This is a genomic window from Chelatococcus sp. HY11 (genome assembly GCF_018398335.1).
GTDB lineage: Bacteria > Pseudomonadota > Alphaproteobacteria > Rhizobiales > Beijerinckiaceae > Chelatococcus.
Window position 1 is genome coordinate 1,502,586 of record NZ_JAHBRX010000001.1, and the last position, 24,748, is coordinate 1,527,333.

Below are 24,748 nucleotides of genomic sequence, written 5' to 3' on the forward strand. Positions count from 1 at the left end.
CCGCCAAGGCGGATGAAAGCAGGGACCATAGGGGAGGATAGAATGAACCGTGTAATACGTAGACTGGCTGTTATCGCCGCAGCACAATTCGGTATTCTACTGGGAGCCACCGCTCTTGCACCGGCCGCGCAAGCCGCGGAGAAAATGACACTGCTCCTGAACTGGGTGCCGCAGGGGGACCATAGCCCGTATTACTATGCACGCAAGATGGGCTGGTACGCCGACGAGGGCATCGACCTGACCATCGAGGGTGGCCGTGGCTCTGCCGCGACAATTCCCCGGGTCGCCGCCGGACAGGTTCAGGTCGGCATCGCTGACATGGCCAATATTCTCGAAGGCCGCAGCAAGAATATCGATGCTGTCGGCGTCATGGCGCTTTATGCCAATACCGCCTTTGGTCTCTACTGGAAGAAGGGCGGCAGCATCGCGTCAGCGAAGGACATCGCCGGCAAGAAGTTCGGCGCGCCGGCGGGAGACGCTGTGCGTCCCATCTGGCCTGTCATCGCCAAGGCCATCGGCATCCCGGCCGAATCTGTCACCTGGGTGAACATCGCGCCGGAGGCCAAAGTCGCTTCGTTGCAGGCGGGCATCATCGATGTCTCGCCCCATCTCTACAGCGTTCATGACGTCTATGAGAAGGCCTTCGGCAAGGATCTCGGCTATGTCTCGCTGCGCGAACTCGGCGTAAATCCTTATGGGCTCAGCATTTTCACCAGCGGCGCCTATATGAAGAGCAACCCCGAGACGCTCAAGAAGTTCCTCAAGGTTTCGCAGAAGGCTATTCGCGCCTGTTTTGAGAACCCGAAGCCCTGCACCGAGGTGTTGGCCAATGAGACGAGCCAGAACGCGGAGGATGTACTGGCGAACTGGAAGCGTGTCGAAACCCTGATCACCGACGACATCGGTCGCAAGGTGGCTATCGGCGCCTATGACCCCGAGCGGGTGCAGGCCGATGTCGCCATGATCGAGACGCTGTTCAACGTGAAGCTTGGCCCAGGCCCGTATTTTACCAATGACTACCTCGACAAGTCGATCAAGCTGCCCTGAGCGCTCACGCAGGCACGAGCAGATCGACGAGGGCGCGGGCGTCGGCGCGTAGCGTGTCCGGTGCCACGTCCAGTCGCTCCATCACGGCAAGACCGCGCGTGAAGACGACAAGAAGGCGCGCGGCCTGTTGGGGGGAGGACTTGAGCCGCCCGGCCGCGCCCGGGCGGCTCAGGGCCGTCCTCAGCCTAGCCTCCAGTTCAGACATCAGCCTCAACAAGCCGTCCCGGACGCGTCCGCCGGCCTGCCTTGCCTCGACAGCCGCGCGTGTCGTCAGGCATCCCCGCCCTGTCGGCGCGACTGTCATATTGGCGATGGCCGCTTCAAGGAAGGCGATCAACGCCATGCGCAGGTCCTCTATGACAAGCGCTTCCTCTGCCGCCGCGAGAAAGCGCGCTTCGTAGCGCGCGAAACTTCGCAAGAAAAGCGCTTCCTTGTCGCCATACGCATTATAGAGGCTGCCACGCTGCACGCCGGTCGCCACGGCGAGATCGGCCATCGAGGTGCCTTCGAGGCCCTTCGCGCGGAAGACGCCCTCCGCCTCCGCCAGAAGCTTCTCCTCGTCAAACTGGCGTATCCCGACCATCGTCCCATCCCGGCTCAATTCATTCTTGACAGATGCGTCAAACTTGACAGTCTTGTCAAGAATGAGGCCAGGATTAAAGGATGGCGCTGTGATCGAGCTTCTCTACTGGACGACGCCCAACGGCCATAAGATCGTGATCGCTCTGGAGGAACTGGGCCTCCCCTATCGCATCACCCCCGTCAACATCTCGACGGGCGAGCAGTTCAAGCCCGACTTTCTCAAGGTCAGCCCCAATAACCGCATTCCCGCGATCATCGATCATGCGCCGGAGGATGGCGGCCGGCCGCTGCCGGTGTTCGAATCCGGCGCCATCCTTGAATATCTCGCGGACAAGACCGGCAAGCTGCTGCCACATGGACGGCGCCCGCGTTTCGAGGCGCTGCAGTGGCTCTACTGGCAGATGGGCGGCCTCGGGCCGATGGCGGGCCAAGCGCATCATTTCCTGCACTACGCGCCGGAGGATGTCGCCTATGCCAAGGATCGCTACGTGAAGGAGGCCAATCGCCTGTATGGCGTCCTCGATCGCCGGCTGGCCGATCGCGACTTTGTCGGCGGGGACTTCTCCATCGCCGATATCGCAATCTACCCCTGGGTGCGCTCCCATGCCCGACACGGGCAGGATCTCGGCGAATTCCCAGGGATCCGGCGCTGGTATGACGCGCTGGGCGCTCGCCCGTCGGTGATCCGCACCTATGAGATCGCCGACACGATCAACAAGGCGCCGACCGTCAGCAAGGAGGCGCACAGCATCCTCTTCGGCCAAACTGCGACGTCCCATACGCCACGCGACGAGGCTGCATCATGAGGATGGCTCAAACGGACGATAGCCCGGCCCCCGCTGCGACGACGCTGAAGCTCTATGAACTGGCGAGCGCGGACGAAACTGTGCGCTTCAGCCCGCATTGCTGGAAGACCCGCATGGCACTCGCCCACAAGGGGCTCAATGCCGAGCGCATTCCCTGGCGCTTCACGGACAAGGATGTCATCGCGTTCTCCGGACAGGGTCTCGTGCCGGTGCTGGTCGATGGCGAGGCTGTCGTCAACGATTCCTGGCGCATCGCCGAACATCTCGAGGAGCGTTATCCGCATTCTTCACTGTTCGGTGGCGACACGGGCCGGGCCGTTGCGCGCTTCGTCAATAGCTGGGCGGATGGAATGCTCGTTCCCGCCATCATTAAAGTCATCGCGGTTGACATCCACAACCGGATCGCGGCGAAGGACCAGGGCTATTTTCGCCAATCGCGCGAGAGACGCTTCGGCATGTCGCTGGAAGCCTTCACCGCCGATACCGCCACGGCACGTGAGGGCTTACGTCATGCTTTGGCGCCGTTACGTTTCACGCTGCGCCAGCAAGCCTTTGTCTGCGGCGCCACGCCGGCTTATGCAGACTACTGCGTATTCGGCATGATGATGTGGGCTCGCTGTATCAGCCCGGTCGAGCTTCTGGAGCAGGACGACCCTGTCTTCGCCTGGCGGGAACGGCTGCTCGATGCCCATGATGGCCTCGCTCGCCATGCCCCGCGCGCTCAGTGAACAAGCGCTCGTTGCCGGCGAAATCACAGCGTCTGATTGTTCAGCCTTGGTGACGCGAGCTGGCGCCATAGCTCATAGCGCGGATGGTATCACCCGCCGCGACGCATGGCAGGGGCGCGCCGGAGCCGATTGCTAAAACGAGGGAGCAGACTTAACTCACGGCGCGGCAGGCGTCCTGACGTCGCCCGGCGCACCGCGCCGTCAACCGCCTCCAGGTCGAACCTCATGCATCAGCCTTCTCCAGCCGCCACATCGCAGATGCGGTTGCGTGACGCCATCATGATCGCAACAGCAAGCGCGGCATCGCTGGCCGTCGCTATGGGAATAGGGCGTTTCGCCTTCACGGCGGTTCTGCCGATGATGCTGCACGACGGAGTCGTGGACCTGGGCGGCGGCAGCTATCTGGCGACGGCCAACTACCTCGGATATCTCGCAGGGGCGATACTATGCACGGCGCTGCCGCGCACCTCGTCAAGATTGCTAACCGTCATCATCCGACTCAGCCTGATCGCGACCGCGCTCCTCACGGCCGGCATGGCCTGGCCGCAAGTCGACCTTTGGGGGCCATTCCGGTTCCTATCCGGCGTTGTCAGTGCAGTCGCCTTTGTTCTGACGTCGGATTGGTGCGTTCGCGAGCTCGCCAGCCGCGGCAAGGTTCATCTGGCCAGTCTCATGTACACCGGCCCAGGCCTCGGCATCACGCTGTCCGGCCTTGCGGCGGGCGGCATGGTCGCGGCGGAGTGGCGGGCTTCGTCGGCTTGGCTGGCCTTCGCGGCCCTGTCGACGCTGATCGTCATCTGCGTCTGGCCCGCTTACCGCAAGTCTGCCGCAGGCGCTGAAGTCACCACCAAGCCGGCTTCGATCAGCCCGCCGAACCATTCGGATCTCAAACAACCGCACGCACGGCAGGCTCAAGAGCCAGATCGCGGAAGCCCATTCGAGATGGCGTTCTTTGCCATCAGCTACGGCCTCGCTGGCTTCGGCTATATCGTGACAGCGACCTTTCTGCCGGTGATAGCACGTGATGCCCTGCCAGGCTCCGCGTGGATCGAACTGTTCTGGCCGATTTTCGGAACCGCCGTTGTGATAGGCTGCATCCTCGGCACGCGCACTCCCTCCTGGATAGACTATCGGGCTGGTCTTATCGCGTGCTACGTCGTTCAGGCCGCAGGCGTCGCCCTTACACTCGTCTGGCCGAGCGTGACAGGCTTTGTCGTAAGCAGCACTCTCGTCGGCTTGCCGTTCACGATCATTTCCTTTCTAGCCGTTCAGGAGGTCCGTCGTCTGCGGCCGCACCATGTCGCGCGCTATGTCGGGTTTCTCACCGTAACCTATGGCATCGGCCAGATTGCTGGCCCGCCGCTCGTTGGCCTCTTGGTCAATCGCGTGGGGTCCGCGAGTCTCGGCTTTGCCATAGCGCTCGGCGTCGCGGCGTCCTCGCTCCTGCTCGGAGCCCTGCTCTATGCGCTGATGATCAGGCTCTGGCCGAGGTCTACGAATAGGGCTGTCGCCTGATGACAAGCGGAATTCATCGTTTCGGCCAATCGGCCGAAGCTCGCGTCATTTGATGACTGCTAGCATTAATTCCATGCGGGGGCTTGAAGCGGAGCCTGACTTTATGATCGAGACCTCTGCCTATGATGGCGCGCTCTAGGGGAATCGAACCCCTCTCTCCACCGTGAAAGGGTGGCGTCCTAACCGATAGACGAAGAGCGCTCCGGCAACAGGCCGATCGCTCGGCTGCGTTGGCGCGAACATATAGAGGCGTTCGCAACTGGCTGCAAGCGTTCTGGCAAGCCAATTGATCATCGATGCGCATAACTCACAGCAAGATCGATGAGGTGGTCGCCAGGCTCAACGCCGATGTTTGCGGCAGCGCAGAAATAATCTTTATTTATCAATGAACTGCCAGCCACGCCGGCGCGCAGCGCGAACAAAACCATCGTCTTTTCCACAGCAGCTCAGGCTGGCCATACCAGTTGTGCATAGCCAATCATGGCGCAGCCGATCGCCTCGCCTCATTCCTACAAGGCATCGCGAGCCAAAAACCCGGTACAGACGACTCCGTTCCCCGCATGATTCTGGATGCGATGTTCGGCATCAGCCGTGTGGCTTGGCCCTACCGGGCGGGCTCGGCGACATCGAGTACGCGCAGGCTTGCCTTTGCCTGGCCCCCCCAGGTGTCCAACGCCAGCGTGCCCGCCACATGCAGGACTTGTCCGCGTGCGGCCAACAGAGCCTGCCCGAGTGGGCGGTCGGCACTGCGAAAGGCCATGCCGCCAAGGCTGCTGCCGTCGCCCGCTTTCAGGGACACACGGATATGCCCCTTAACCTCGGACACCTCCGCCAGCCGATGACGTGGAAAGGCGAAGACAGGCTCTGGGTTGCCTGATCCGTAGGGGCCTGCCTGGGCGATGCCGGCAATCAACGCCGGATTGGCACCGCCTGCCGTCACCGCCGCATCGATCGAGAGGCCGCTATCAAGGCGCGCGCCCGCCACGGCCTCGGCCAACATGCTGTCGAGATAACGTGAGAAGGTCTCCAGACCGTCAGGAGCGAGGGTTATGCCAGCAGCCATGGCGTGGCCACCGCCCTTGACGGCAAGGCCCGCATCGACAGCCGCCCGCACGGCCCGCCCGAGATCGACACCGGGAATGGACCGGCCCGATCCGGTGCTGCCCCTGGGCGTCAAGGCGAAGGCGAAGGCCGGCCGGCGGAAATGCTCCTTGAGACGGGCCGCCACGAGCCCGACAATGCCGGGGTGCCACTCGGCGGATCCCACGACCAGAACAGCGGCATCCCGTTCGCTGAGCTGCCGCTCCGCGTCAGCAGTCGCCTCCTCGACGGCCTGATGCTCGATGACCTGCCGCTCGCGGTTGAGGCGATCGAGTTCACCCGCGATCTGCGCGGCCGCCATGCCGTCATCGGTCAAGAGCAGCTTGGCGCCGAGTGCCGCATCGCCGATCCGTCCGCCGGCATTGATACGCGGCCCGACGAGAAAGCCGAGATGCCAAGCCTCCGGTGGACCACGCAACGCCGCCGCGTCGAGAAGCGCCGTCAATCCCGGCCGCCGCCGCTGGCGCATCACGCCGAGGCCCTGGCGCACAAAGGCGCGGTTCAGTCCCTCAAGGCGCACGACATCCGCGACGGTCGCCAGCGCGACGAGGTCAAGATCCCCCAGCAGATCTGGCGCACCGCCTCGCGTGTCCCAAAAGCCATCGCCGCGCAGGCGCCGATTGAGCGCGACGAGAACCATGAAGACAACGCCCGCCGCCGCGAGATGGCCAAGCCCGGAGAGGTCGTCCTGCCTGTTGGGATTGATGATCGCAACAGCTCGCGGCAATTCCTGTGGGGCCTGATGGTGGTCGATCACGACCGCGTCGAGATGGAGCCGAGCCGCCTCGGCAAGCGGCTCGAAGCTCGTGGTGCCACAATCGACGGTGACCAGGAGATCCGCTCCCTCGGCCTTGAGCGCACGGATAGCCTCCACATTCGGCCCATAGCCCTCGGTGATGCGATCGGGAATATGGATGACGAACCGCGTGCCGCAGCGCGCAAGGAAGCTCGCCAGCAGCGCCGTGGAGCATGCGCCGTCGACATCATAGTCGCCGAAGACGGCAACCGTTTCATCGCGGACGATGGCTGCCGCCAGCCGATCAACAGCCGGCTCCATATCCCGCAGGATCGACGGATCGGGCATGAGATCACGCAGACGCGGCTCCAGATAGCCGGAAGCATCCGCGCCAGTTATACCGCGGGCGGCGAGTATCCGTGCGACGATGTCGGGGAGCCCGTGGGACTGGACCATCGCCAAAGCGGCGGCCGCCCCGGCATCGTCGAGCCGGTCGCGCCACATTTGGCCAAGCGCGGAACGCGCCACGCCAAGAAAGGGCCTGGAGGCTGAGGAAGAGAACGATTCGATCACAGGGCCAGTCTAAGTCCGCGTCCGCGGCAGGGGAACACGTGCATGGATTCACGCCCTATCCGAACCTGCTTGTTCGGAGTGCCCCAGGCCATGACCTGGACGGCAATTGGCGAATCCTTGGAATCACTTAGCGGCCGGCTTTGACACATCGAATCCGCCGGGCCAGCCGCTTGCAAAAATGATTCACGATTGCCGCGCAACGTATTGCGCGGCAATCTTATTTAATCAGCCGAGATGGAATTTCTCGAAGTTGCGGTGCTCGGCGCTGATACGGCGAACCGTGCCGGTGGCCGAGCGATAGACGAGCGTGTCGGTCTCGATGTAGCGCGGGCCAAACCGCACGCCTGAGAGCAAAGCACCGTCAGTGACGCCGGTCGCCGCGACGACGACGTCGCCTGAGGCCATATCCTCGATGTGATAGATGCGATCAGGATCGGAAATGCCCATCTTCGCCGCGCGCTCAAGCTGCTCGGGAGTGTCGAGGATGAGGCGTGTCTCCATCTGGCCGCCGACGCAACGCAACGCCGCCGCCGCCAGCACGCCCTCCGGGGCCGCGCCGATACCCATATAGATATCGACGCCCGTCTTCTCCGGCATCGTCGTGAAGATCACGCCCATGACATCGCCGTCGGTGATGAGGCGGACGGCGGCGCCAACGCGCCGGACGGCGGCGATCAGATCAGCATGGCGTGGCCGATCGAGGATGAGGACCGTCAGCTCCTCGACCTTGACGCCCTTGGCCTTGGCCAGCGCGTTGAGGTTTTCTTCGGGCGAGGCGTCCAGGCTGACAAGCCCCTTGGGATAACCCGGTCCGATTGCGATCTTGTGCATGTAGGCATCGGGCGCATGGAGCAACGTGCCCTCTTCCGCCATGGCCATCACCGCGATCGAGCCCGGCATATCGCGGGCGCAGAGCGTCGTGCCCTCGAGCGGATCGACTGCGATGTCGACCTTGGGGCCGGACTTGTTACCGACCTTTTCGCCGATGAACAGCATGGGCGCCTTGTCACGCTCGCCCTCGCCGATGACCACCGTGCCGTCGATGGCGAGGCGGTTAAGCTCCCGGCGCATGGCGTCCACCGCGGCCTGATCGGCGGCCTTCTCGTCGCCGCGGCCGCGCAGCTGGGCCGCGAGAACGGCCGCACGCTCGGTGACCCGCACCAGCTCCAGCGTCAGGATCCGCTCGATATGCGGGTTCGGCTTGGGGCTGCTAGGATTGGTCATCAGCTTTCGCTCCTGCGCATCACTTGATTGCACTACTCACGCTCGATCCGAATGATCTGCGGGGTTTCGACAACGTGTCCGTCACCAATGACCTTGTGAATGGCTTGGCGAACAGCGGCTTCCGTCGTGGCATAGGTGATCAGCACGACCGGAACCGGCGCGCCGGAGCGGCCCGTCGGATCACGCGTTGCCGCATCTTCGGATCGGTGCTGGACGATGGACTCAAGCGAGATATCGGCCTCCGCGAAACGATTGACGATCGAAGCCGCCGCACCGGGGCGGTCATTCACCGTCAAGCGCACATAGTAACCACCGTGATGGAGCTGCATCGGTGCCCGCTCGGCCTTGCGGAGCTGGTCGACCGGAAGCACGAACGGATTGCCACCCGCGCCACGGGCGATATCAGCAATATCGGCCACGACCGCGGAGGCTGTGGCGTCGCCGCCCGCGCCCGGGCCGATCAACGTGATTTCGCGGACCGCATCGGCGGCTATCGTCACTGCATTGGTGACGCCCATAACTTGGGCGATAGCGGAGGTGAGCGGCACCATGGTGGGATGGACGCGTTGCTCAATGCCCGTCGGTGTCGCCTCGGCAACGCCCAGCAGCTTGATCCGGTAGCCGAGTTCCTGCGCCATGCGGATATCGATCGGCGAGATGGCCGAGATTCCTTCGACATGGATGGCATCGGCATCGATGGCCGTGCCGAAAGCGAGGCTCGTCAGGATTGCCAATTTGTGAGCGCTGTCGAATCCGCCGACATCGAAAGTCGGATCCGCTTCCGCGTAGCCTAGCCTCTGCGCTTCCGCGAGACAGACGTCGAAGCTCAGACCCTCGGCTTCCATGCGGGACAGGATGTAGTTGCAGGTACCGTTGAGGATACCGAAGACCCGCGTGATCGTGTTGCCGGCCATCGCTTCGCGCAGCGCTTTGACGATCGGCACTCCGCCGGCGACTGCGGCCTCGAATTGCAAAGAAACGCCATTGGCCTCCGCCAGCGCGGCGAGCTCGCTGCCATGGCGGGCGAGCAGGGCCTTGTTGGCGGTCACCACATGTTTGCCGGCTTCAAGAGCGGCCTCGACAGCCGCTTTCGCGGTGCCGTTTTCGCCGCCGACGAGCTCGACGAAACAATCGATCTCAGGCGATGCAGCAAGTGCAACGGGGTCGTCGAACCACGTGAAACGATCGATGTCGAAGCCGCGATCACGCGTCCGGTCTCTTGCGGAGACGGCCGTGACCATGATCTCGCGCCCTGAACTTGCGCTTAAGCTCCTGACGCGCCGATCGAGCATCAGCACGGCGGATGCACCCACCGTGCCGAGGCCGGCGATGCCTATGCGAAAAACTTGCGTCATCGTTCGTTAAGACCAGGCCTGATTGTTAGTTCCCGAGGGAACATGCGCCAGCATGCGGCGGCCTGTCCGCTCTGCTGATCGGCGGAAGGGTGTGGAAGCGATTGGATCCACACCCATTTACGATCTAGCGGTGAGCCGCCAGTGGCACGACGTTGTGCAACGTTTTGTCCGCCGTTTCAAGGAAGCGCCGCAGATTTCGCGCGGCCTGGCGGATACGCTGCTCATTCTCCACCAATGCGATACGCACGAAATCGTCGCCATGCTCGCCGAAGCCGATGCCCGGCGCCACCGCCAGCTCCGCCTTCTCAATCAACAACTTGGAGAATTCCAGGCTGCCGAGTGACCTGAACGGCTCCGGAATTTCCACCCATGCGAACATCGATGCGCTGGGTGCGGGGATTTTCCACCCCGCCCTCGCGAAGGCATCGACCATCACGTCGCGGCGGCGGCGATAGGTATCCCGCATTTCGGCGATACAATCGTCCGGGCCGTTGAGGGCAGCCGTCGCCGCCACCTGGATCGGCGTGAAGGCGCCGTAATCGAGATAGGATTTAACTCTCGCCAGCGCGCCCAGGAGCCGCTCATTGCCCACCGCGAAGCCCATGCGCCAGCCGGCCATCGAATAGGTCTTCGACATGGACGTGAATTCAACGGTCACGTCGATCGCGCCGGGCACCTGCAGCACGGAGGGCGGAGGATCGCCATCGAAATACACCTCCGCATAGGCGAGGTCCGACAGCAGAATCAGCTCGTGCTTCTTCGCGAAGGCGACAAGATCCTTGTAGAAGTCGAGCGACGCCACATAGGCCGTCGGATTCGAGGGGTAGCAGACCACAAGCGCGATGGGCTTCGGGATCGAATGGACAACCGCCCGCTCAAGCGCCGGGAAGAAGGCCGGCGTCGGCTCGGCGGGGACGGAACGGATGACACCGCCCGCCATCAGGAAGCCGAAGGCGTGGATCGGATAGCTCGGGTTCGGCACCAGCACCACATCGCCGGGGCCGGTGATGGCCTGCGCCATGTTGGCGAAGCCTTCCTTGGAACCGAGCGTGGCCACGACTTGCGTGTCCGGGTTGAGCTTCACGCCGAAGCGGCGCTCATAGTAGCCGGCCTGCGCGCGGCGCAACCCGCCTATGCCCTTGGACGCGGAATAGCGATCGGTACGCGGGCGTCCCGCGGTCTCGACGAGTTTCTCGACGACATGGCGAGGCGCGGAGAGGTCAGGATTGCCCATCCCGAGATCGACGATATCGGCCCCATTGGCCCGTGCTGCGGCCTTAGCTCGGTTCACCTGCTCAAACACATAGGGGGGCAGACGCTTGATGCGGTGAAAATCCGACATGGCTTCGTTCCAATCAATGGTCCGGGACGATTCTCTCGCGTAGGGGACCGGTGTTTTGAGACCCTCGCCAGGGGCACAGACTACTCCTTCAACCGCCGGCGACGCGGCTGAACATCGTTATGATCCTTTGCGCCAGAGGCTGCCCGGCGGCGCTGGATCCCTTATGTATAACGGCTTTCCTTCCAAAGACGTTTATTGCGTTTTGCATTCTAGCAGAAACGCGACGATCCGGCGCAGTTCCCGGCGTTTTGAGCCGCTTGCTTCCTCTTTCGCTCGAAGCGCTACTCTATTCCGCGGGCAGGGTAGCCGGCTTCGGCACAGGCCGAGCGTTCGTCTCAGCCCCCATGGACCGGGCCGTCGCGCCGGCGGCCTCGTTGGCCTGCCGGCGGGCATCGATGCTGTTCGTGAGCGCCTCGACATCGGCTTTCGGGAGCGCCTTCGTGGTGCGGTCGGGCGCGCGAACGCCCACGGGCAAATAGCCACCATCGTCGCGCCGGCTCTCCCGGACGAATTGCGCCGGCTCTGGCTCCTTGGCGCCGAAGCCTGTTGATACCGCGACATCCCGCACAGGATTGCAAGCCGCGAGAAGACCGCCGAGGACAATGGCAACACCGATGGCAAGGCCGGTAACTCCTGTGCGCGGCACGAAAACCATCATCATTTGCCCCTTGTCACCATTCTGCAGCACCCGCATCTCATTACCTGCTGTCTGCCTGCATCGCCAATGGTGCCTTTGTAATCGAACTGGCTTTAATATTAAGTCGAAAATATGAGACGCGCGGGTATCGACGATGCATTCGCCGCTGAATGGAGCCGACATGACGAAGACCACCGACAAGGAACCGCGCGATGCGGGCTTGACGGATCTGGATGAGCTCTCCCGCAACATCGCGCAACTCGTCGAGGAAGCGGGCAAGGTGACCGCTGCCTACCTGCGCCCCATCGAGGAGAACGGTCCGAAAGTCGGCAAGGCCGAGGAGGTGAGCGACGTCGTCAAGACGATGAGCCAGCTTGCCGAGAAGTGGATGACGAACCCGCAGAAGGCTATCGAGGCTCAAGCCAAGCTGACCTCGAATTTCCTCGCCCTGTGGAGTTCAAGCCTTAAGCGTCTCGGTGGCGATGAGATCGAGCCGATCGTCAGTGCCCATCCACGCGACAAGCGCTTTCTCGACCCGGAATGGCAGGACAATCCGGTCTTTGATTTCGTCAAACAAGCCTATCTGATCACCACGACATGGGCCGAGCAACTCGTGGAGGGCGCCGACGGGCTCGACGAGCATACCCGCGACAAGGCCCGCTTCTACGTGAAGCAGATGGCGAGCGCGTTATCCCCATCGAATTTCCTCGCCACCAATCCGGAACTCCTACGCGAGACCATGCGCGAAAAGGGCGCCAATCTCGTGCGCGGCATGAAGATGCTGGCCGAGGATATCAAGGCCGGAAATGGTGAACTCAAGATCCGCCAGAGCGATCCTGCCCGCTTCAAGCTCGGCGAGAACATGGCCATCACCCCCGGCAAGGTCATATTCCGCAACGATATGATGGAGCTGATCCAGTATGCGCCGGCAACCGCCACGGTGCTCAGATGCCCTGTACTGATCGTGCCGCCATGGATCAACAAATACTACATTCTCGATATTAACCCGGACAAATCCCTCATCCGCTGGATGGTGGGGCAAGGGTTGACGGTGTTCTGCATTTCCTGGGTCAATCCGGACGCTCGCCTCGCGGACAAGAGCTTTGAAGACTACATGCGCGAGGGTCTTTTCGCCGCACTCGACGCGATCGAGACCAATACGGGCGAAAGGCGCGCGGCTGTCATCGGCTATTGCATCGGCGGCACCATGCTGTCGATGGCCTTGGCCTATATGGCGGCTCAGGGCATCGATCGCATTGCCGCGGCGACGCTGCTCACGGCACAGGTGGATTTCTCCCGGGCCGGCGATCTCAAGGTCTTTGCCGATGAGGAGCAGATCGCCGCGATCGAGGAGAAGATGAAGACGGTCGGTTATCTCGAAGGCATGCACATGAGCACGACCTTCAACATGCTGCGCCCGGACGACCTGATCTGGCCCTACTACGTCAATGTCTACCTTAAGGGGCAGGCGCCCTACCCGTTTGACCTTCTGCACTGGAACAGCGACCCGACGCGGATGGCGGCGGCGACCCATTCCTTCTATCTCAGGCGGTGTTACCTCAATAACGACCTGGCGCGCGGCAACATGTCGATCGACGGGATCAAGCTGGATCTCGGCAAGGTCACCGTGCCGGTCTACAGCCTGGCGACCCGTGAGGACCACATCGCGCCCGCCCGCTCTGTCCATCTCGGAGCGCGCCTGTTTGGTGGTCCCGTTCGTCTCGTCATCGCCGGTTCAGGCCATGTCGCCGGAGTCGTCAATCCGCCGCACAAGAACAAGTATCAGTTCTGGACGTCGGACAAGCCGCTTGGCGAATCCCTGGAGGATTGGCTCGCGAAAGCGGAGGAAACGCCCGGCTCCTGGTGGCCAGATTGGCACCGCTGGCTGGAAGCCATGGAGCCAGAGCGCGTTCCGGCGCGCGATCCGGAACAAGGAAAGCTCGAGGTGCTCTGCGACGCTCCCGGCACCTACGTGAAAGTCATTTCCTGACCCTGGCGCGTGCCAATGCCTTGGCAGCGATCAATAGGTTGCGGGGGCGTAACGATCGACGAACGTGGGACGCGGCGGCGCATCCCAGCGGTAGCGCCAGGCGAAGGAAATGATGTCGGCGGAGGCCTTTCCATCAGCAATGAAGGTGGAGCCGTTGAAATCAGGATGCGCCCCGGTGATTCGCACGGGAGCCTGCCGCATGAACTGGCGCGAATACCCGATATCGAGCCCGAGCCTGTCCGTCGCCTGATAGCTTGCACCGATGGAAGCCCAGACCTTGTCCGAATCGATCAGCCTCGGGTTGCGCGCCTCGTTGGTGACCGGGGACGTCTCGAAGCCGACACCGGCCCGCATGGCTACGCCCTGCTGCCACTGATATTCAGCACCGAGGGACAGGAACGTGCCGTCGCGATAGCCGAACGAAAGGCTACTGACGGGCAAGCCTGTCGCGCGGTTGAAGACGGCCGAGCGATCCAGCCGGCTCCAGTTGGTCCATTCGCCCGTCGCCAGGATTGTCCAGCGAGGGTTGAGCTGTTGGGAGACACCGACACTCACCATTTCCGGCAGGGTCAGTCCGGTCTTCATGGGCATGGGAATGCCTGGGGTCGCCGCCCATTGCCCGGATACTTCGTGGTGTATGGGAGACCGGTAGCCAATCCCGACCATTGTGCCCGGCCGCGGCTGCATTGTGGCGCCCAGGGAAAAGCCGAGTCCGAGATCATCGCCTTGGAGGATAGCGCTCGACGCGCCTGGGGCCGCAAATGTCGCCTGCTTGAAAGTCAGGTCGAGATACTGCGCCGTAACGCCGCCGCCTATAGTCAGCCAATCGTTCACACGGTAGCCAACAGTCGGTGTAACCGCCACGCTCATGAGATGGGATGAACGTGCGTAAGTTTGGCCGGCCCAGTCCTGCCGGGGCTTCGAGATGAAACCATAAGGCGAGTTCAGGGCAGCTCCAATCCACCATGAACTGTTGAGCTGATAGCTCGCGTAGCTGGCAGCCGTATAGCGCCAGACACCCATATCGCCTGACGACCAAGGGCTGCCCCCCAATGCGTCCATCGACGAGAGCGTGTAAGGGTCCGGAGACAGCCGCGCCTGCGCCCCGGACAAACTGAGATCGCTCTCGCTCTGCAGGCCTGGAAACAGTGCGATCGACGCGGGATTCCAGAAAATCGAGCCAAGCCCCCCACTTCCGGCCGCTGCGCCGGCGAAGGCGGCGCCCTGGCTACGAGCATTCTGCTCTCGAGTGCCGAAGGCACCAGCTGCGGCGCCGTTGCTTCCTCCGGGGATACAGAACGCCAAGGTCAACGCCCACCACCAGAACCGACCGCCACCCATATCAATGCTCCATGGTCACGAATTGCCACCGGTCTCAGGCGCGGCTACGGCCAGCGCCGAACGGAAACGCAACGCACCACTGCATATCTCCAGCGTGGCGGGTCAGAGCCTTGGCATGTCATAGCGGGGCCTGATGCGCCCGGTGACATACGTCGGCGATCTTGCCGACCCATCAGGCGGCCGATGTCTTCGCGCTCCTTACCGCGCCAGCCTCTGTCCCTGTAGACGCACTGGGAATCAGTCACAGTCCAGACTGGCATGTTGAGCGACAGCGGCAATTCTATACAACTTAAAGTTTATTTCGCATTGCAATAATCAAATAAAAGTTGCTTATTTCACCAACATGTCAGGTCGTACTTGCGGCATTTGCCGGAGGCGTTACACATCTTTCCAGCTAACAGGAGTGAACGCTGATGAAGCTTGTGCGTTTCGGCAAGGTGGGTGAGGAAAAGCCAGGTCTGGTCGATGCTGATGGGGCCATTCGGGACCTCAGCGGTGTCGTGCCGGATGTGGCCGGTCCTTATCTCTCCAAGTCAAAGCTGGCAGAACTGGCGAAGCTGGACCCAGCTTCGTTGCCGAAGGTCGATGCCGGTGTCCGTCTCGGCGCATGCGTCGGCAACGTGGGAAATTTCATCGCCGTCGGCCTCAACTACGCCGACCACGCGGCTGAAACCAATTCTCCGATTCCGAGCGAACCTATCCTCTTCAACAAGGCGCGCTCCTGCATCGTCGGCCCGAACGACGACGTGATGGTCCCATTCGCTTCCGAGAAGATGGACTGGGAAGTGGAACTCGCCATCGTCATCGGCGAGAAAGCCTCCAACGTCTCGGAAGCTGATGCGCTTTCAGTCGTTGCCGGCTTCTGCGTCTGCAACGACGTCTCCGAGCGCGCCTGGCAGACCGAGCGCGGCGGCCAGTGGATGAAGGGCAAGGGCTGCCCGACATTCGGCCCGCTTGGTCCCTGGCTGGTGACGCCCGATGAGATCTCGGACATCCAGAGCCTCGGCATGTGGCTCGACGTCAATGGCAAGCGTGCGCAGACCGGCTCGACGAACACAATGATCTTCGGCGCGCTCTATCTCGTGCACTACATCTCGCAGTTCATGCTGCTTGAGCCCGGCGATGTCATCACCACCGGCACGCCTCCTGGCGTTGGCATGGGCATGAAGCCCCCGGTTTATCTGAAGGCCGGTGACGTCATGACCCTCGGCATCGAGGGCCTCGGGTCGCAGCGCCAGACCGTGGTGCCCTACAAGGCCGGCTGATCGCCGCACCTCGGCTCCCCCAAAATAAGAAGCCCGCCCTGATCGTATCAGGGCGGGCTTTTCTGTTCGCGAAAGCTGGCTGGTCTTACTGCCCCAGCATCAACTTGATGTTCTGCACCGCGGCGCCGGAGGCACCCTTGCCGAGATTGTCGAGCCGGGCGACGAGCGCCACGCGGCCGCCGTCCTTGTCCGAAAACACGAAAAGCTCAAGCTTATCCGTATTGTTGAGCGCCTCGGGCTCAAGGCGGCCGCCGGTGGCATTGGCCTCGTCGATCCCGATCACACGCACGAATTCACTGTCGCGATAATGGGCCGCCAGTGCAGCCGCCAGATCCTCCGCTGGCGGCTGCGCGGGAAGGCTCGCCAGATGCAGCGGCACGCTGACGAGCATACCCTGCCGAAAGTTGCCGACAGAGGGAATGAAGATCGGCGTGACATCGAGCCGGCTCAAAGCCGTGATCTCGGGCAGATGCTTGTGATTGAAGCCAAGGCCGTAGAACTCGAAAGCCGGCGCCCGACCCGCCTCGTAGTCCTCGATCATCGTGCGGCCACCGCCCGAATAGCCGCTGACGGCGTTGATGGTCAGCGCATAGTCGGTGGGGATGAGACCGGTATCGACGAGCGGCCGCAAAAGCGCGATGGCCCCCGTCGCGTAGCAGCCTGGATTGGCGACATACTTCGCCGTGCGAATGGCATCAGCCTGTCCTTCCTCCAGCTCGGCAAAGCCGTAGGTCCAGGCGGGGTCCGTGCGGTGCGCGGTGCTGGCATCGAGAATGCGCGGGGCATTGGCGCCGAGATCGCGCGCCAGCGCAACCGCCTCGCGCGCCGCTGCATCCGGCAGGCACAGCACGAGGAGATCCACAGCCGCCATCATCGCCTGGCGCGCCTTGGGGTCCTTGCGCAGTTCGGGATCGATGCTCTTCACCGTGATGCCGCCGAGCGCCTGCAGGCGCTCGCGAATCCCAAGGCCGGTCGTTCCCGCCTCGCCGTCGATGAAGACGCTGGGCACGGTTCCATCCTTGAAGGACGCTGCGCTCATATCCTGCACTCCTGAAGTCGTGCCTGCACCTGACACCGACAATCGCCCGGCATCTCCGTGGGATGTACGGCGTTATGTCAAAACTTCAAGGAAAAACGTGGGCGCCGGAGCCGGCTCAGTCGTCCTTCTCCGCCAGGATCTGCAGGTAATGCTGCACAATGGAGGCCGCGGCGATCGCCGTTATGTCGGCATGGTCGTAAGGCGGGGAAACCTCGACGACGTCCATGCCGTGCCAGTCGAGCCCGCGCAGTCCCCAGAGGATCATCAGGGCTTCCGCCGAACTGAAGCCCCCCGCAACAGGCGTGCCCGTGCCGGGCGCGAAGGCGGGATCGAGCGCATCGATGTCGAAGGAGAGATACGCAGGCGCCGTCCCCACCCTCTCCTCGATACGCTGGATGATGGCCTTCACGCCGAGCTCACGCGCCTCATAAGCGTCGATGATCTCGATGCCGAAGTCATCGGGAGCAACCGTGCGGACACCGAGCTGGATCGACCGTGACGTGTCGATGAGGCCCTCGGCTTCGGCGGTCGTGACGAAGCTGCCATGCCCCTGCCCCGCGTCATCGCTCCAGGTATCTTGATGCGCGTCAAACTGCACGAGCGCGAGCGGCCCATGCATAGCCGCATGGGCGCGTAGCAACGGTAAGGTTATGGAATGGTCGCCGCCAAGCGTAACGAGATGGCAGCCATGGCCGAGGATATGGCCCGCCCCGCGTTCGATAAGGCCCGGCACGTCCTGGAGGCGCCTGTAGTCGAAAGCGCAGTCGCCCCAATCGACGACGCTGGATTCGGCGAAGGGATCGAGGCCGGAGGGAAATTGCGGATCGCCATCGAAAATCGCCGAGGCTCGGCGGATCGCCTGTGGGCCAAAACGTGTGCCCGGCCGGTTCGACGTGCTGCAATCATAGGGCACCCCCCAGATCACCGTGTCGATGCCGACAAGATCGCGGCTATAGCGCCTGCGCATGAAGGAGAGCGCCCCGGCGAAGGTGGGATCGCTCGCCCCTCCCCGCACAGTCCCAAGGAAGGCATTGTCGATGGCGGGCCCGGACTGTGGCTCGTCAGACGGCACGGTGATTCCCTCGTCGAAAGACCTTTTCTGGAGTTCAGCCCGTGGATCCGTTCAGGCGCAAGAAAAAAGGGCGGCCGAAGCCGCCCTTTTTCTGAATGTCCCGATATCCGTGGCACGAGACGCCAAACGGCGCCGGCCAGAATCAGCGCTTCGAGAACTGGAAGGAACGGCGAGCCTTGGCGCGGCCGTACTTCTTACGCTCGACCACGCGGCTGTCGCGGGTGAGGAAGCCTTCCTTCTTGAGCACGGAGCGCAGCTCCGGCTCGTAATGCGTCAGCGCCTTGGAAAGACCATGGCGCACCGCGCCGGCCTGGCCGGACAAGCCGCCGCCGAGAACGGTGACATTGATGTCGTACTGGTCGACGCGGTTGGCGACGACAAGCGGCTGGCGCAGGATCATGCGCAGCACCGGACGGGCGAAATAGACGTCGACCGGACGATCGTTGATGGTGATCTGGCCAGCGCCGGGCTTGATCCAGACGCGGGCGATCGCGTCCTTACGCTTGCCGGTGGCGTAGGCCCGGCCGTGCGCGTCCAGCTTCTGGACATGGACCGGCGCGTCAGGAGCGGCCGGCGCAATGCGCTCACCCAGCTCGGAAAGGCTCTGGAGGGTCTCGGCCATGATCAGGCGCTCCTCACGTTCTTACGGTTCATAGCGCCGACGTCGAGCGTGACGGGCTGCTGGGCTTCATGGGGATGGGCAGCGCCCTTGTAGACGCGCAGATTGCCGAGCTGCTTGCGGCCGAGCGGACCACGCGGGAGCATGCGCTCCACAGCCTTCTCAACGATACGCTCCGGAAAACGCCCCTCCAGGATGAACTTCGCAGTCCGCTCCTTGATGCCGCCGGGATAGCCGGTGTGGTGGTAGTAGACCTTCTGGTCGCGCTTGCGACCGGTGAGGACCACCTTATCGGCATTGATGACGATGATGTTGTCGCCATCGTCCACATGCGGGGTGAAAGAGGGCTTGTGCTTGCCACGCAGCCGGAGGGCGACGATCGTAGCGAGGCGGCCGACAACGAGCCCGGAGGCGTCGATGAGCACCCACTTCTTCTCGACGTCGGCTGGTTTGGCCGAATAAGTCTTCATGAGGGTCTTCCGAAACTGATACGGCGGTAAGCCGCGCTGCCACAGCGCATACGGACAAGCCGCCGCGCGAGAGTGTCGTTCGCATAATGAGGACCGGCACGACTGTCAAGCGGCACGATTCACATCAATGGCAAAAAACAGCATATAAAACATAAGCTTACATTTTATGGTAAAATAATACCTCATTTTTCTGATGCCGCTTGCGTTATTTTTCGCCTCCAGCGCCGATAAACCGATCAGCAACCGTTTCACTCTTCCGATCCCTGGGCTACCGTCGCTTGGGCAGCTTTGTCGCGGAGCGGACCGTGCACGCAGCGTGAATTGCGGGCGCGCGAGACCTGCAAGCCTCAGGCCGCACGCGGCATCGCGCAGTGTAGATACCCCAGGAATTCCCATGTCCCACGATAACTACAGCGACGACCTGATCCGTCGCATCCTGAATGAGACGCGGACGATCGCACTGATCGGCGCATCCAACAACCCGGCACGGCCGAGCCATGGCGTCATGGCTTATCTCATCGATGCCGGCTACGCGCTTTATCCCGTCAATCCCGGGCTCGCAGGCCAGCTGCTTCTGGGCCGCGAGGTCTATGCAAGCCTCGGTGATGTGCCTGTTCCCATCGATATGGTCGATGTTTTCCGCAATTCGGAGGCGGCGGGCGCGGTCGTCGACGAAGCACTGGCGCTGCCAACCCTGCCGAAGGTCATCTGGATGCAGCTCGGTGTCCGCAATGACGCCGCCGCCGCGCGGGCCGAGGCAAAGGGTGTCACCGTCATCATGAACCGCTGCCCGGCCATTGAGCGCCCTCGCCTTCTGGGCGGCGCAGCCCACTGAGCACATATCCCGCTGAGCACAGAGGTCCCAAGTCGCGAACCCCGATGAGACACCGCGATTTGGTCGTTGACCCGTCCGCGCGTTCGGTTTATCGAACACTACGGCCGTTAAACAGGAAATGAGATAAAAGGTGAGCGTGGCCGCACCACCGAGGAGAGTTGGCAATGGCTGATAAAGAACCCGGTTTCGACACGCTGGCCATCCACGCCGGTGCCCATCCGGATCCGACCACCGGTGCGCGCGCCACACCTATCTATCAGACGACGTCCTTCGTCTTCAACGACGTTGAGCACGCGGCCTCTCTGTTCGGACTGCAGGCCTTCGGCAACATCTACACGCGCATTGGCAATCCGACGAACGCGGTGCTCGAAGAGCGCGTCGCGGCGCTCGAGGGCGGCACCGCGGCGCTCGCCCTCGCCTCCGGCCACGCCGCGCAATTCCTGACCTTCCATGCCTTGCTGCAACCCGGTGACGAATTCATCGCCGGCAACCGGCTCTATGGCGGCTCGATCAATCAGTTCAACAATTCCTTCAAGAGCTTCGGCTGGAATGTCGTCTGGGCCGACAGCACGGACCCGTCAAGCTTCGAGAAGGCGCTTTCGCCAAAGACCAAGGCGATCTTCGTGGAATCGATCGCCAACCCAGGTGGCGTCATCGTCGATATCGCGGCGATTTCGGCGATCGCCAAGAAGGCCAATGTCCCGCTCATCGTCGATAACACGCTGGCGACCCCCTACCTCTGGCGTCCCATTGAACACGGCGCCGACATCGTGGTGCATTCGGCCACGAAGTTCATCGGCGGCCACGGCAACTCGATCGGCGGCCTGATCGTCGATGGCGGCAGCTTCAACTGGATTGGTGACAAGCGCTATCCGCTGCTCTCCGAGCCTCGCCCGGAATATAACGGCATGGTGCTTGGCGAGACCTTCGGCAATTTTGCCTTCGCCATTGCGACGCGCGTGCTCGGCCTGCGCGATCTCGGCCCGGCGCTCTCGCCCTTCAATGCTTTCCTCATTCTCAATGGTGTCGAAACGCTGTCGCTCCGGATGCAGCAGCATTCCGACAACGCGCTCGCGGTCGCCCAGCATCTGTCGCAGCATCCAGCGGTGGCGTGGGTGAGCTACGCCGGCCTAGAGACGAGCCCCTTCCACTCTCTCGCGCAGCGCTATCTGCCGCGCGGCGCGGGCGCAGTCTTCACCTTCGGCCTGAAGGGCGGCTACGAGGCAGGCGTCAAGCTTGTCTCGAGCCTGAAGCTCTTCTCGCATCTCGCCAATATCGGCGACACGCGCTCGCTAGTCATCCATCCCGCCTCGACCACCCACAAGCAGCTCACCGATGAACAGAAGGTCGCCGCCGGCGCCGGTCCGGATGTGGTGCGCCTGTCCGTCGGCATCGAGGACAAGGACGATCTGATCGCCGATCTCGACCAGGCGCTCGCCGCCACCAGCGCCTGAGGAGCCCTCCTATGTCAGAACAAGCCAACAAGCCCCTCGCTTTCGCCACCCGCGCCGTCCAGGCGGGCACCGCCCCCGATCCGGCCACCGGCGCCCGCGCCACGCCGATGTTCCTGACCAACGGCTTCGTCTTCGACGGCCCGGACATGGCCGCCGACATCTTCGCGATGCGCCAGACCGGCTTTTCCTATTCGCGCGGCTCCAACCCGACGACAGCGCCGCTTGAGCGTCGTATCGCCTCTCTCGAGGGCGGCACAGGCGCGGTTGCCATCGGCTCCGGCCAGGCGGCGCTCCTCGTCATTCTCATGACGCTGCTTGAAAGCGGCGATGAATATCTGGCCGCCAGCATCCTCTTCGGCGGATCGCTCGGCCTGATGGGCCGCCTTGCCAAGCGCAACGACGTGAAGCCGATCTTCGTCGACGCCGACAGGGCTGAGAATTTCGAGCGCGCGATCACGCCGAAGACGAAGGCGATCATCATCGAGTCGATCGTCAACCCTTCGGGTGAAGTGGTTGATATCGAAGCGATTGCGAAAGTAGCGCAGAAGCACAACCTGCCGCTCATCGTCGACAACACGCTGGCGACGCCCTTCCTGATCCGCCCCTTCGAATACGGCGCCGACATCGTCTTCCATTCGGCCTCCAAGTTCCTCGGGGGCCATGGACAGGTCATTGGCGGCGCCATTGTCGACGGCGGCCGGTTCAACTGGACGGGCGACAAGCGCTTCCCGATGATCTCCGAGCCGTGGCCGGATTACGGCAACATGATCCTGACGGAGAAATTCCCGGCGAGTCCCTTCGCGGTGGCCTCCCGCCTCTACGGCCTGCGTGACCTTGGGCCTGGCCTCTCGCCTTTCAACGCATTCATGATCCTCACCGGCATTGAGACGCTGCCGCTGCGCATGAAGCGCCATTGCGCCAATGCTCATAAGGTGGCGAGCTATCTCGCGGCTCATCCGGCGGTTGCGTCGGTCAGCTACCCCGGCCTCGCCGGCAACCCCAACCGCGAACTCGCGCTCCGCTACAGCCCGCTCGGGCCGGGCTCGGTCTTCACCTTCGCCCATAAGGACGGAGAGCAAGGAGCACGGCGTTTCCTCAAGAACGTGAAGCTCTTCTCGCATCTCGCCAATATCGGCGAGACCCGTTCGCTTGCCATTCATCCGGCGACGACGACACACAAGAGCATGAAGCCGGAACTGCAGGCTAAGGCCGGCGTCGGTCCGGAGGTCATCCGCATGTCCATTGGCCTCGAAGACCCGAAGGACCTGATCAACGACCTCGAACAGGCGCTTGCCACAACGGCCTGAGGCGCGGTTTCACCTCTCCCCGGCGGGGAGAGGTCGGCACGCAGTGCCGGGTGAGGGAATGGCGATTGTCGTCCCCCTCATCCTGTCCTTCTCCCCGCCGGGGAGAGGGAACGCTACCTGGAGAAGGGTTCACCTCTCCCTGGCGGGGAGAGGTCGTGCCGCAGGCACGGGAGAGGAGACGCTTGCGACAACACTTTGCTCATCTGCGAATCATCGCAAGGCCTTAGCGAAGCTTGCGCATAAAATGATTCAGGCCTGCCGAACCAGAAACCGGCGATGCGCCGTGGCATGGCCGAGGAGCATCATCGCAAAGCCCTGATGCAGAAGGCCGGCCCAGACCGGCACCACGAGCAGGAGGGTCACGACGCCGATGATAGCCTGCACAACAACCAACCCGGCGAGGACCACGGCCCGGCGCGCCGCCGGCGTACCCGGCGCCATCCGACGGGCCTGGTGGACGTGCCATAGGGCGGCAGCCAAGAGCACATAGGCGCCGAGGCGGTGATTGAACTGCACTGCCGCGATGGATTCGATGAAGTTCAGCCATAGCGGCCTGATGGGAAGCAGCGTGTCGAGCTGCGGTGTCACGCCACCGTCCATCAGGGGCCAAGTGTTGAACGCGAGCCCCGCGTCTAGACCCGCGACAAGAGCGCCGAGGGCGATCTGCGCCAGAACGAGGATCAGGACGAGGCTTGCGCCAAAAGCGAGCCGCCGTTCGCTCGCCTGGACCGGGCGAGGCTTGAGGCCAACCGCGACCCATATCAGCGCCACGAAGATGGCTGAGGCGGCCATGAGATGCGCCATCAGCTTCACCGGCGCCACTGCCGTCATCCCGGGCTTGAGGCCGGAGGCGACCATGATCCAGCCAATGGCGCCCTGCAGCCCGCCGAGCACGCCGATGCCAAGCAGAACGGCCAGAAAGCGGCCACGGACCCAGCCCTTCGCCGCGAACACGATCAACGGCAGGAGATAGGCTGCGCCGATCAATCGGCCGAGAAAGCGGTGCCCCCATTCCCACAGATAAATCTGCTTGAACTCGGCGAGGCTCATGCCGTGGTTGAGAAGCTGATACTGCGGGATCTGCTTGTATTTTTCGAACTCGACGAGCCAGGCGGCCTCGCTGAAGGGCAGCAGAGCGCCAGTTACCGGCTTCCATTCGGTGATGGAGAGGCCCGAATCCGTGAGGCGCGTCGCGCCGCCGACAAGGATCATGACGAAGACAAGGCCCGCGACGCTGAACAGCCACAGGCGCAAGGCCCGCAAACGCGCATCGCCGGCAGCACCGTCTGTGCCGCGAACCGTGCCGTTGATCTCTGCCACGCTGGCCATGGATACCTCACCCGTCCTATCATGCAGCATCACAGTCCTCCCGCGCGGTTCGGCGGGGGTTGCGGACAGCGTGCAACCGACACATAGTCCGCGCCGGCTGCGGGAACAACGCTTCCTGCCGCCGCACCCTCGCTCACAGCCTCTTGCAGGGACGGATGGTCATGCGCCGGCGCACGCGCAAATTTCTCGGAACAGTCTTCATGCTGGTCTTCGTCTGCGTCTACGCGCTGGTGGCGATGGCACTGGCGCAGGGGCGCGTGCAGGCCTCGTCGAAGGGCATCCAGATGGCCTTCTACGTGATCGTCGGTCTCGCCTGGATCCTTCCGCTGCTCCCGCTCATCCGTTGGATGGAGCGCCCCGATATCACCGAGCGCTGAGCAG

Annotated in this window: 24 protein-coding genes and 1 tRNA gene; 10 read left to right on the forward strand and 15 right to left on the reverse strand. The window is 63.0% G+C overall.

Features of this window, described 5'->3' with window-relative positions:
- The first annotated feature begins 42 nt into the window (after window positions 1–42).
- Window positions 43–1,047 carry an ABC transporter substrate-binding protein gene (locus tag KIO74_RS07070; protein ID WP_213331341.1) on the forward strand — a complete coding sequence of 335 codons (1,005 nt, stop codon included), beginning with the start codon at window positions 43–45 and terminating at the stop codon, window positions 1,045–1,047.
- Between the two features lie 4 nt (window positions 1,048–1,051).
- Here the strand turns inward: KIO74_RS07070 and KIO74_RS07075 are convergent, their stop codons facing one another.
- The gene (locus tag KIO74_RS07075; protein ID WP_213331342.1) at window positions 1,052–1,630 is read right to left on the reverse strand and encodes a TetR/AcrR family transcriptional regulator; all 579 of its coding nucleotides are present in this window, start codon (window positions 1,628–1,630) and stop codon (window positions 1,052–1,054) included.
- Window positions 1,631–1,718: 88 nt separating this feature from the next.
- On the opposite strand from KIO74_RS07075, the gene KIO74_RS07080 reads away from it, so the two are divergent.
- The 3 genes from KIO74_RS07080 (at window position 1,719) to KIO74_RS07090 (ending at window position 4,678) form a co-directional block, all read left to right on the forward strand.
- Window positions 1,719–2,435 carry a glutathione S-transferase N-terminal domain-containing protein gene (locus tag KIO74_RS07080; protein ID WP_213331343.1) on the forward strand — a complete coding sequence of 239 codons (717 nt, stop codon included), beginning with the start codon at window positions 1,719–1,721 and terminating at the stop codon, window positions 2,433–2,435.
- A complete protein-coding gene (locus KIO74_RS07085) occupies window positions 2,432–3,163 on the forward strand; it encodes a glutathione S-transferase family protein (RefSeq protein WP_249730886.1) in 732 nt (243 codons plus the stop codon). Before KIO74_RS07080 ends, KIO74_RS07085 begins: the two co-directional genes overlap by 4 nt.
- 225 nt (window positions 3,164–3,388) lie before the next feature.
- Window positions 3,389–4,678: a YbfB/YjiJ family MFS transporter gene (locus KIO74_RS07090; protein WP_249730887.1), complete on the forward strand. Its 1,290-nt coding sequence runs from the start codon at window positions 3,389–3,391 to the stop codon at window positions 4,676–4,678.
- A 126-nt stretch (window positions 4,679–4,804) separates the two neighbouring features.
- On the opposite strand, the gene KIO74_RS07095 is transcribed toward KIO74_RS07090, so the two are convergent.
- The 7 genes from KIO74_RS07095 to KIO74_RS07125 all read right to left on the reverse strand — a co-directional run bounded on the left by KIO74_RS07095 (window position 4,805) and on the right by KIO74_RS07125 (window position 11,697).
- Window positions 4,805–4,879 (reverse strand) — tRNA-Glu (locus tag KIO74_RS07095).
- Window positions 4,880–4,968: 89 nt separating this feature from the next.
- Window positions 4,969–5,106: a hypothetical protein gene (locus KIO74_RS07100; RefSeq protein WP_213331344.1), complete on the reverse strand. Its 138-nt coding sequence runs from the start codon at window positions 5,104–5,106 to the stop codon at window positions 4,969–4,971.
- A gap of 176 nt (window positions 5,107–5,282) precedes the next feature.
- Window positions 5,283–7,019: a single-stranded-DNA-specific exonuclease RecJ gene (recJ, locus tag KIO74_RS07105; protein ID WP_213334501.1), complete on the reverse strand. Its 1,737-nt coding sequence runs from the start codon at window positions 7,017–7,019 to the stop codon at window positions 5,283–5,285.
- Window positions 7,020–7,313: 294 nt separating this feature from the next.
- Complete coding sequence (gene glpX, locus KIO74_RS07110) at window positions 7,314–8,312, reverse strand: class II fructose-bisphosphatase (protein WP_213331345.1); 999 nt, start codon at window positions 8,310–8,312, stop codon at window positions 7,314–7,316.
- Window positions 8,313–8,344: 32 nt separating this feature from the next.
- Entirely contained in the window at window positions 8,345–9,667 is a 1,323-nt protein-coding gene (locus KIO74_RS07115) for a homoserine dehydrogenase (RefSeq protein ID WP_213331346.1), read from the reverse strand.
- A 124-nt stretch (window positions 9,668–9,791) separates the two neighbouring features.
- On the reverse strand, window positions 9,792–11,009 hold the full coding sequence (locus KIO74_RS07120) for an LL-diaminopimelate aminotransferase (RefSeq protein WP_213331347.1): 1,218 nt from the start codon (window positions 11,007–11,009) through the stop codon (window positions 9,792–9,794).
- A 286-nt stretch (window positions 11,010–11,295) separates the two neighbouring features.
- Window positions 11,296–11,697 carry a hypothetical protein gene (locus KIO74_RS07125; RefSeq protein WP_213331348.1) on the reverse strand — a complete coding sequence of 134 codons (402 nt, stop codon included), beginning with the start codon at window positions 11,695–11,697 and terminating at the stop codon, window positions 11,296–11,298.
- 130 nt (window positions 11,698–11,827) lie between these two features.
- On the opposite strand from KIO74_RS07125, the gene KIO74_RS07130 reads away from it, so the two are divergent.
- Window positions 11,828–13,636: a PHA/PHB synthase family protein gene (locus KIO74_RS07130; RefSeq protein ID WP_213331349.1), complete on the forward strand. Its 1,809-nt coding sequence runs from the start codon at window positions 11,828–11,830 to the stop codon at window positions 13,634–13,636.
- A gap of 30 nt (window positions 13,637–13,666) precedes the next feature.
- Here KIO74_RS07130 and KIO74_RS07135 read toward each other — a convergent pair whose 3' ends face one another.
- Window positions 13,667–14,977: an OmpP1/FadL family transporter gene (locus tag KIO74_RS07135; RefSeq protein WP_213331350.1), complete on the reverse strand. Its 1,311-nt coding sequence runs from the start codon at window positions 14,975–14,977 to the stop codon at window positions 13,667–13,669.
- Between the two features lie 413 nt (window positions 14,978–15,390).
- Between KIO74_RS07135 and KIO74_RS07140 the strand changes: the two genes are divergently transcribed.
- Window positions 15,391–16,242, forward strand: coding sequence for a fumarylacetoacetate hydrolase family protein (locus KIO74_RS07140; RefSeq protein WP_213331351.1), 852 nt, complete (start codon window positions 15,391–15,393; stop codon window positions 16,240–16,242).
- 85 nt (window positions 16,243–16,327) lie between these two features.
- Here KIO74_RS07140 and argC read toward each other — a convergent pair whose 3' ends face one another.
- The 5 genes from argC to KIO74_RS07165 all read right to left on the reverse strand — a co-directional run bounded on the left by argC (window position 16,328) and on the right by KIO74_RS07165 (window position 19,694).
- Window positions 16,328–17,281 (reverse strand): N-acetyl-gamma-glutamyl-phosphate reductase, encoded by a 954-nt coding sequence (gene argC, locus KIO74_RS07145; RefSeq protein ID WP_213331352.1) that lies wholly within the window; start codon window positions 17,279–17,281, stop codon window positions 16,328–16,330.
- A 115-nt stretch (window positions 17,282–17,396) separates the two neighbouring features.
- A complete protein-coding gene (gene speB, locus KIO74_RS07150) occupies window positions 17,397–18,353 on the reverse strand; it encodes an agmatinase (RefSeq protein ID WP_291979125.1) in 957 nt (318 codons plus the stop codon).
- A 142-nt stretch (window positions 18,354–18,495) separates the two neighbouring features.
- Window positions 18,496–18,975, reverse strand: coding sequence for a 30S ribosomal protein S9 (gene rpsI, locus KIO74_RS07155; RefSeq protein ID WP_213331353.1), 480 nt, complete (start codon window positions 18,973–18,975; stop codon window positions 18,496–18,498).
- A 2-nt stretch (window positions 18,976–18,977) separates the two neighbouring features.
- Window positions 18,978–19,442 (reverse strand): 50S ribosomal protein L13, encoded by a 465-nt coding sequence (gene rplM / locus KIO74_RS07160; protein WP_213331354.1) that lies wholly within the window; start codon window positions 19,440–19,442, stop codon window positions 18,978–18,980.
- A gap of 105 nt (window positions 19,443–19,547) precedes the next feature.
- A complete protein-coding gene (locus KIO74_RS07165; RefSeq protein ID WP_213331355.1) occupies window positions 19,548–19,694 on the reverse strand; it encodes a hypothetical protein in 147 nt (48 codons plus the stop codon).
- 142 nt (window positions 19,695–19,836) lie between these two features.
- Between KIO74_RS07165 and KIO74_RS07170 the strand changes: the two genes are divergently transcribed.
- From KIO74_RS07170 to KIO74_RS07180, 3 genes are all read left to right on the forward strand, one after another.
- Entirely contained in the window at window positions 19,837–20,277 is a 441-nt protein-coding gene (locus tag KIO74_RS07170; RefSeq protein WP_213331356.1) for a CoA-binding protein, read from the forward strand.
- A 164-nt stretch (window positions 20,278–20,441) separates the two neighbouring features.
- Window positions 20,442–21,731, forward strand: coding sequence for an O-acetylhomoserine aminocarboxypropyltransferase (locus tag KIO74_RS07175; protein WP_213331357.1), 1,290 nt, complete (start codon window positions 20,442–20,444; stop codon window positions 21,729–21,731).
- Window positions 21,732–21,742: 11 nt separating this feature from the next.
- Window positions 21,743–23,038 carry an O-acetylhomoserine aminocarboxypropyltransferase/cysteine synthase family protein gene (locus KIO74_RS07180; RefSeq protein WP_213331358.1) on the forward strand — a complete coding sequence of 432 codons (1,296 nt, stop codon included), beginning with the start codon at window positions 21,743–21,745 and terminating at the stop codon, window positions 23,036–23,038.
- A 249-nt stretch (window positions 23,039–23,287) separates the two neighbouring features.
- Here KIO74_RS07180 and KIO74_RS07185 read toward each other — a convergent pair whose 3' ends face one another.
- Window positions 23,288–24,367, reverse strand: a complete 1,080-nt coding sequence (locus tag KIO74_RS07185) for a COX15/CtaA family protein (protein WP_502762104.1) — start codon at window positions 24,365–24,367, stop codon at window positions 23,288–23,290.
- Window positions 24,368–24,528: 161 nt separating this feature from the next.
- Between KIO74_RS07185 and KIO74_RS07190 the strand changes: the two genes are divergently transcribed.
- A complete protein-coding gene (locus tag KIO74_RS07190) occupies window positions 24,529–24,744 on the forward strand; it encodes a DUF2842 domain-containing protein (protein WP_213331360.1) in 216 nt (71 codons plus the stop codon).
- Window positions 24,745–24,748: the final 4 nt, after the last annotated feature.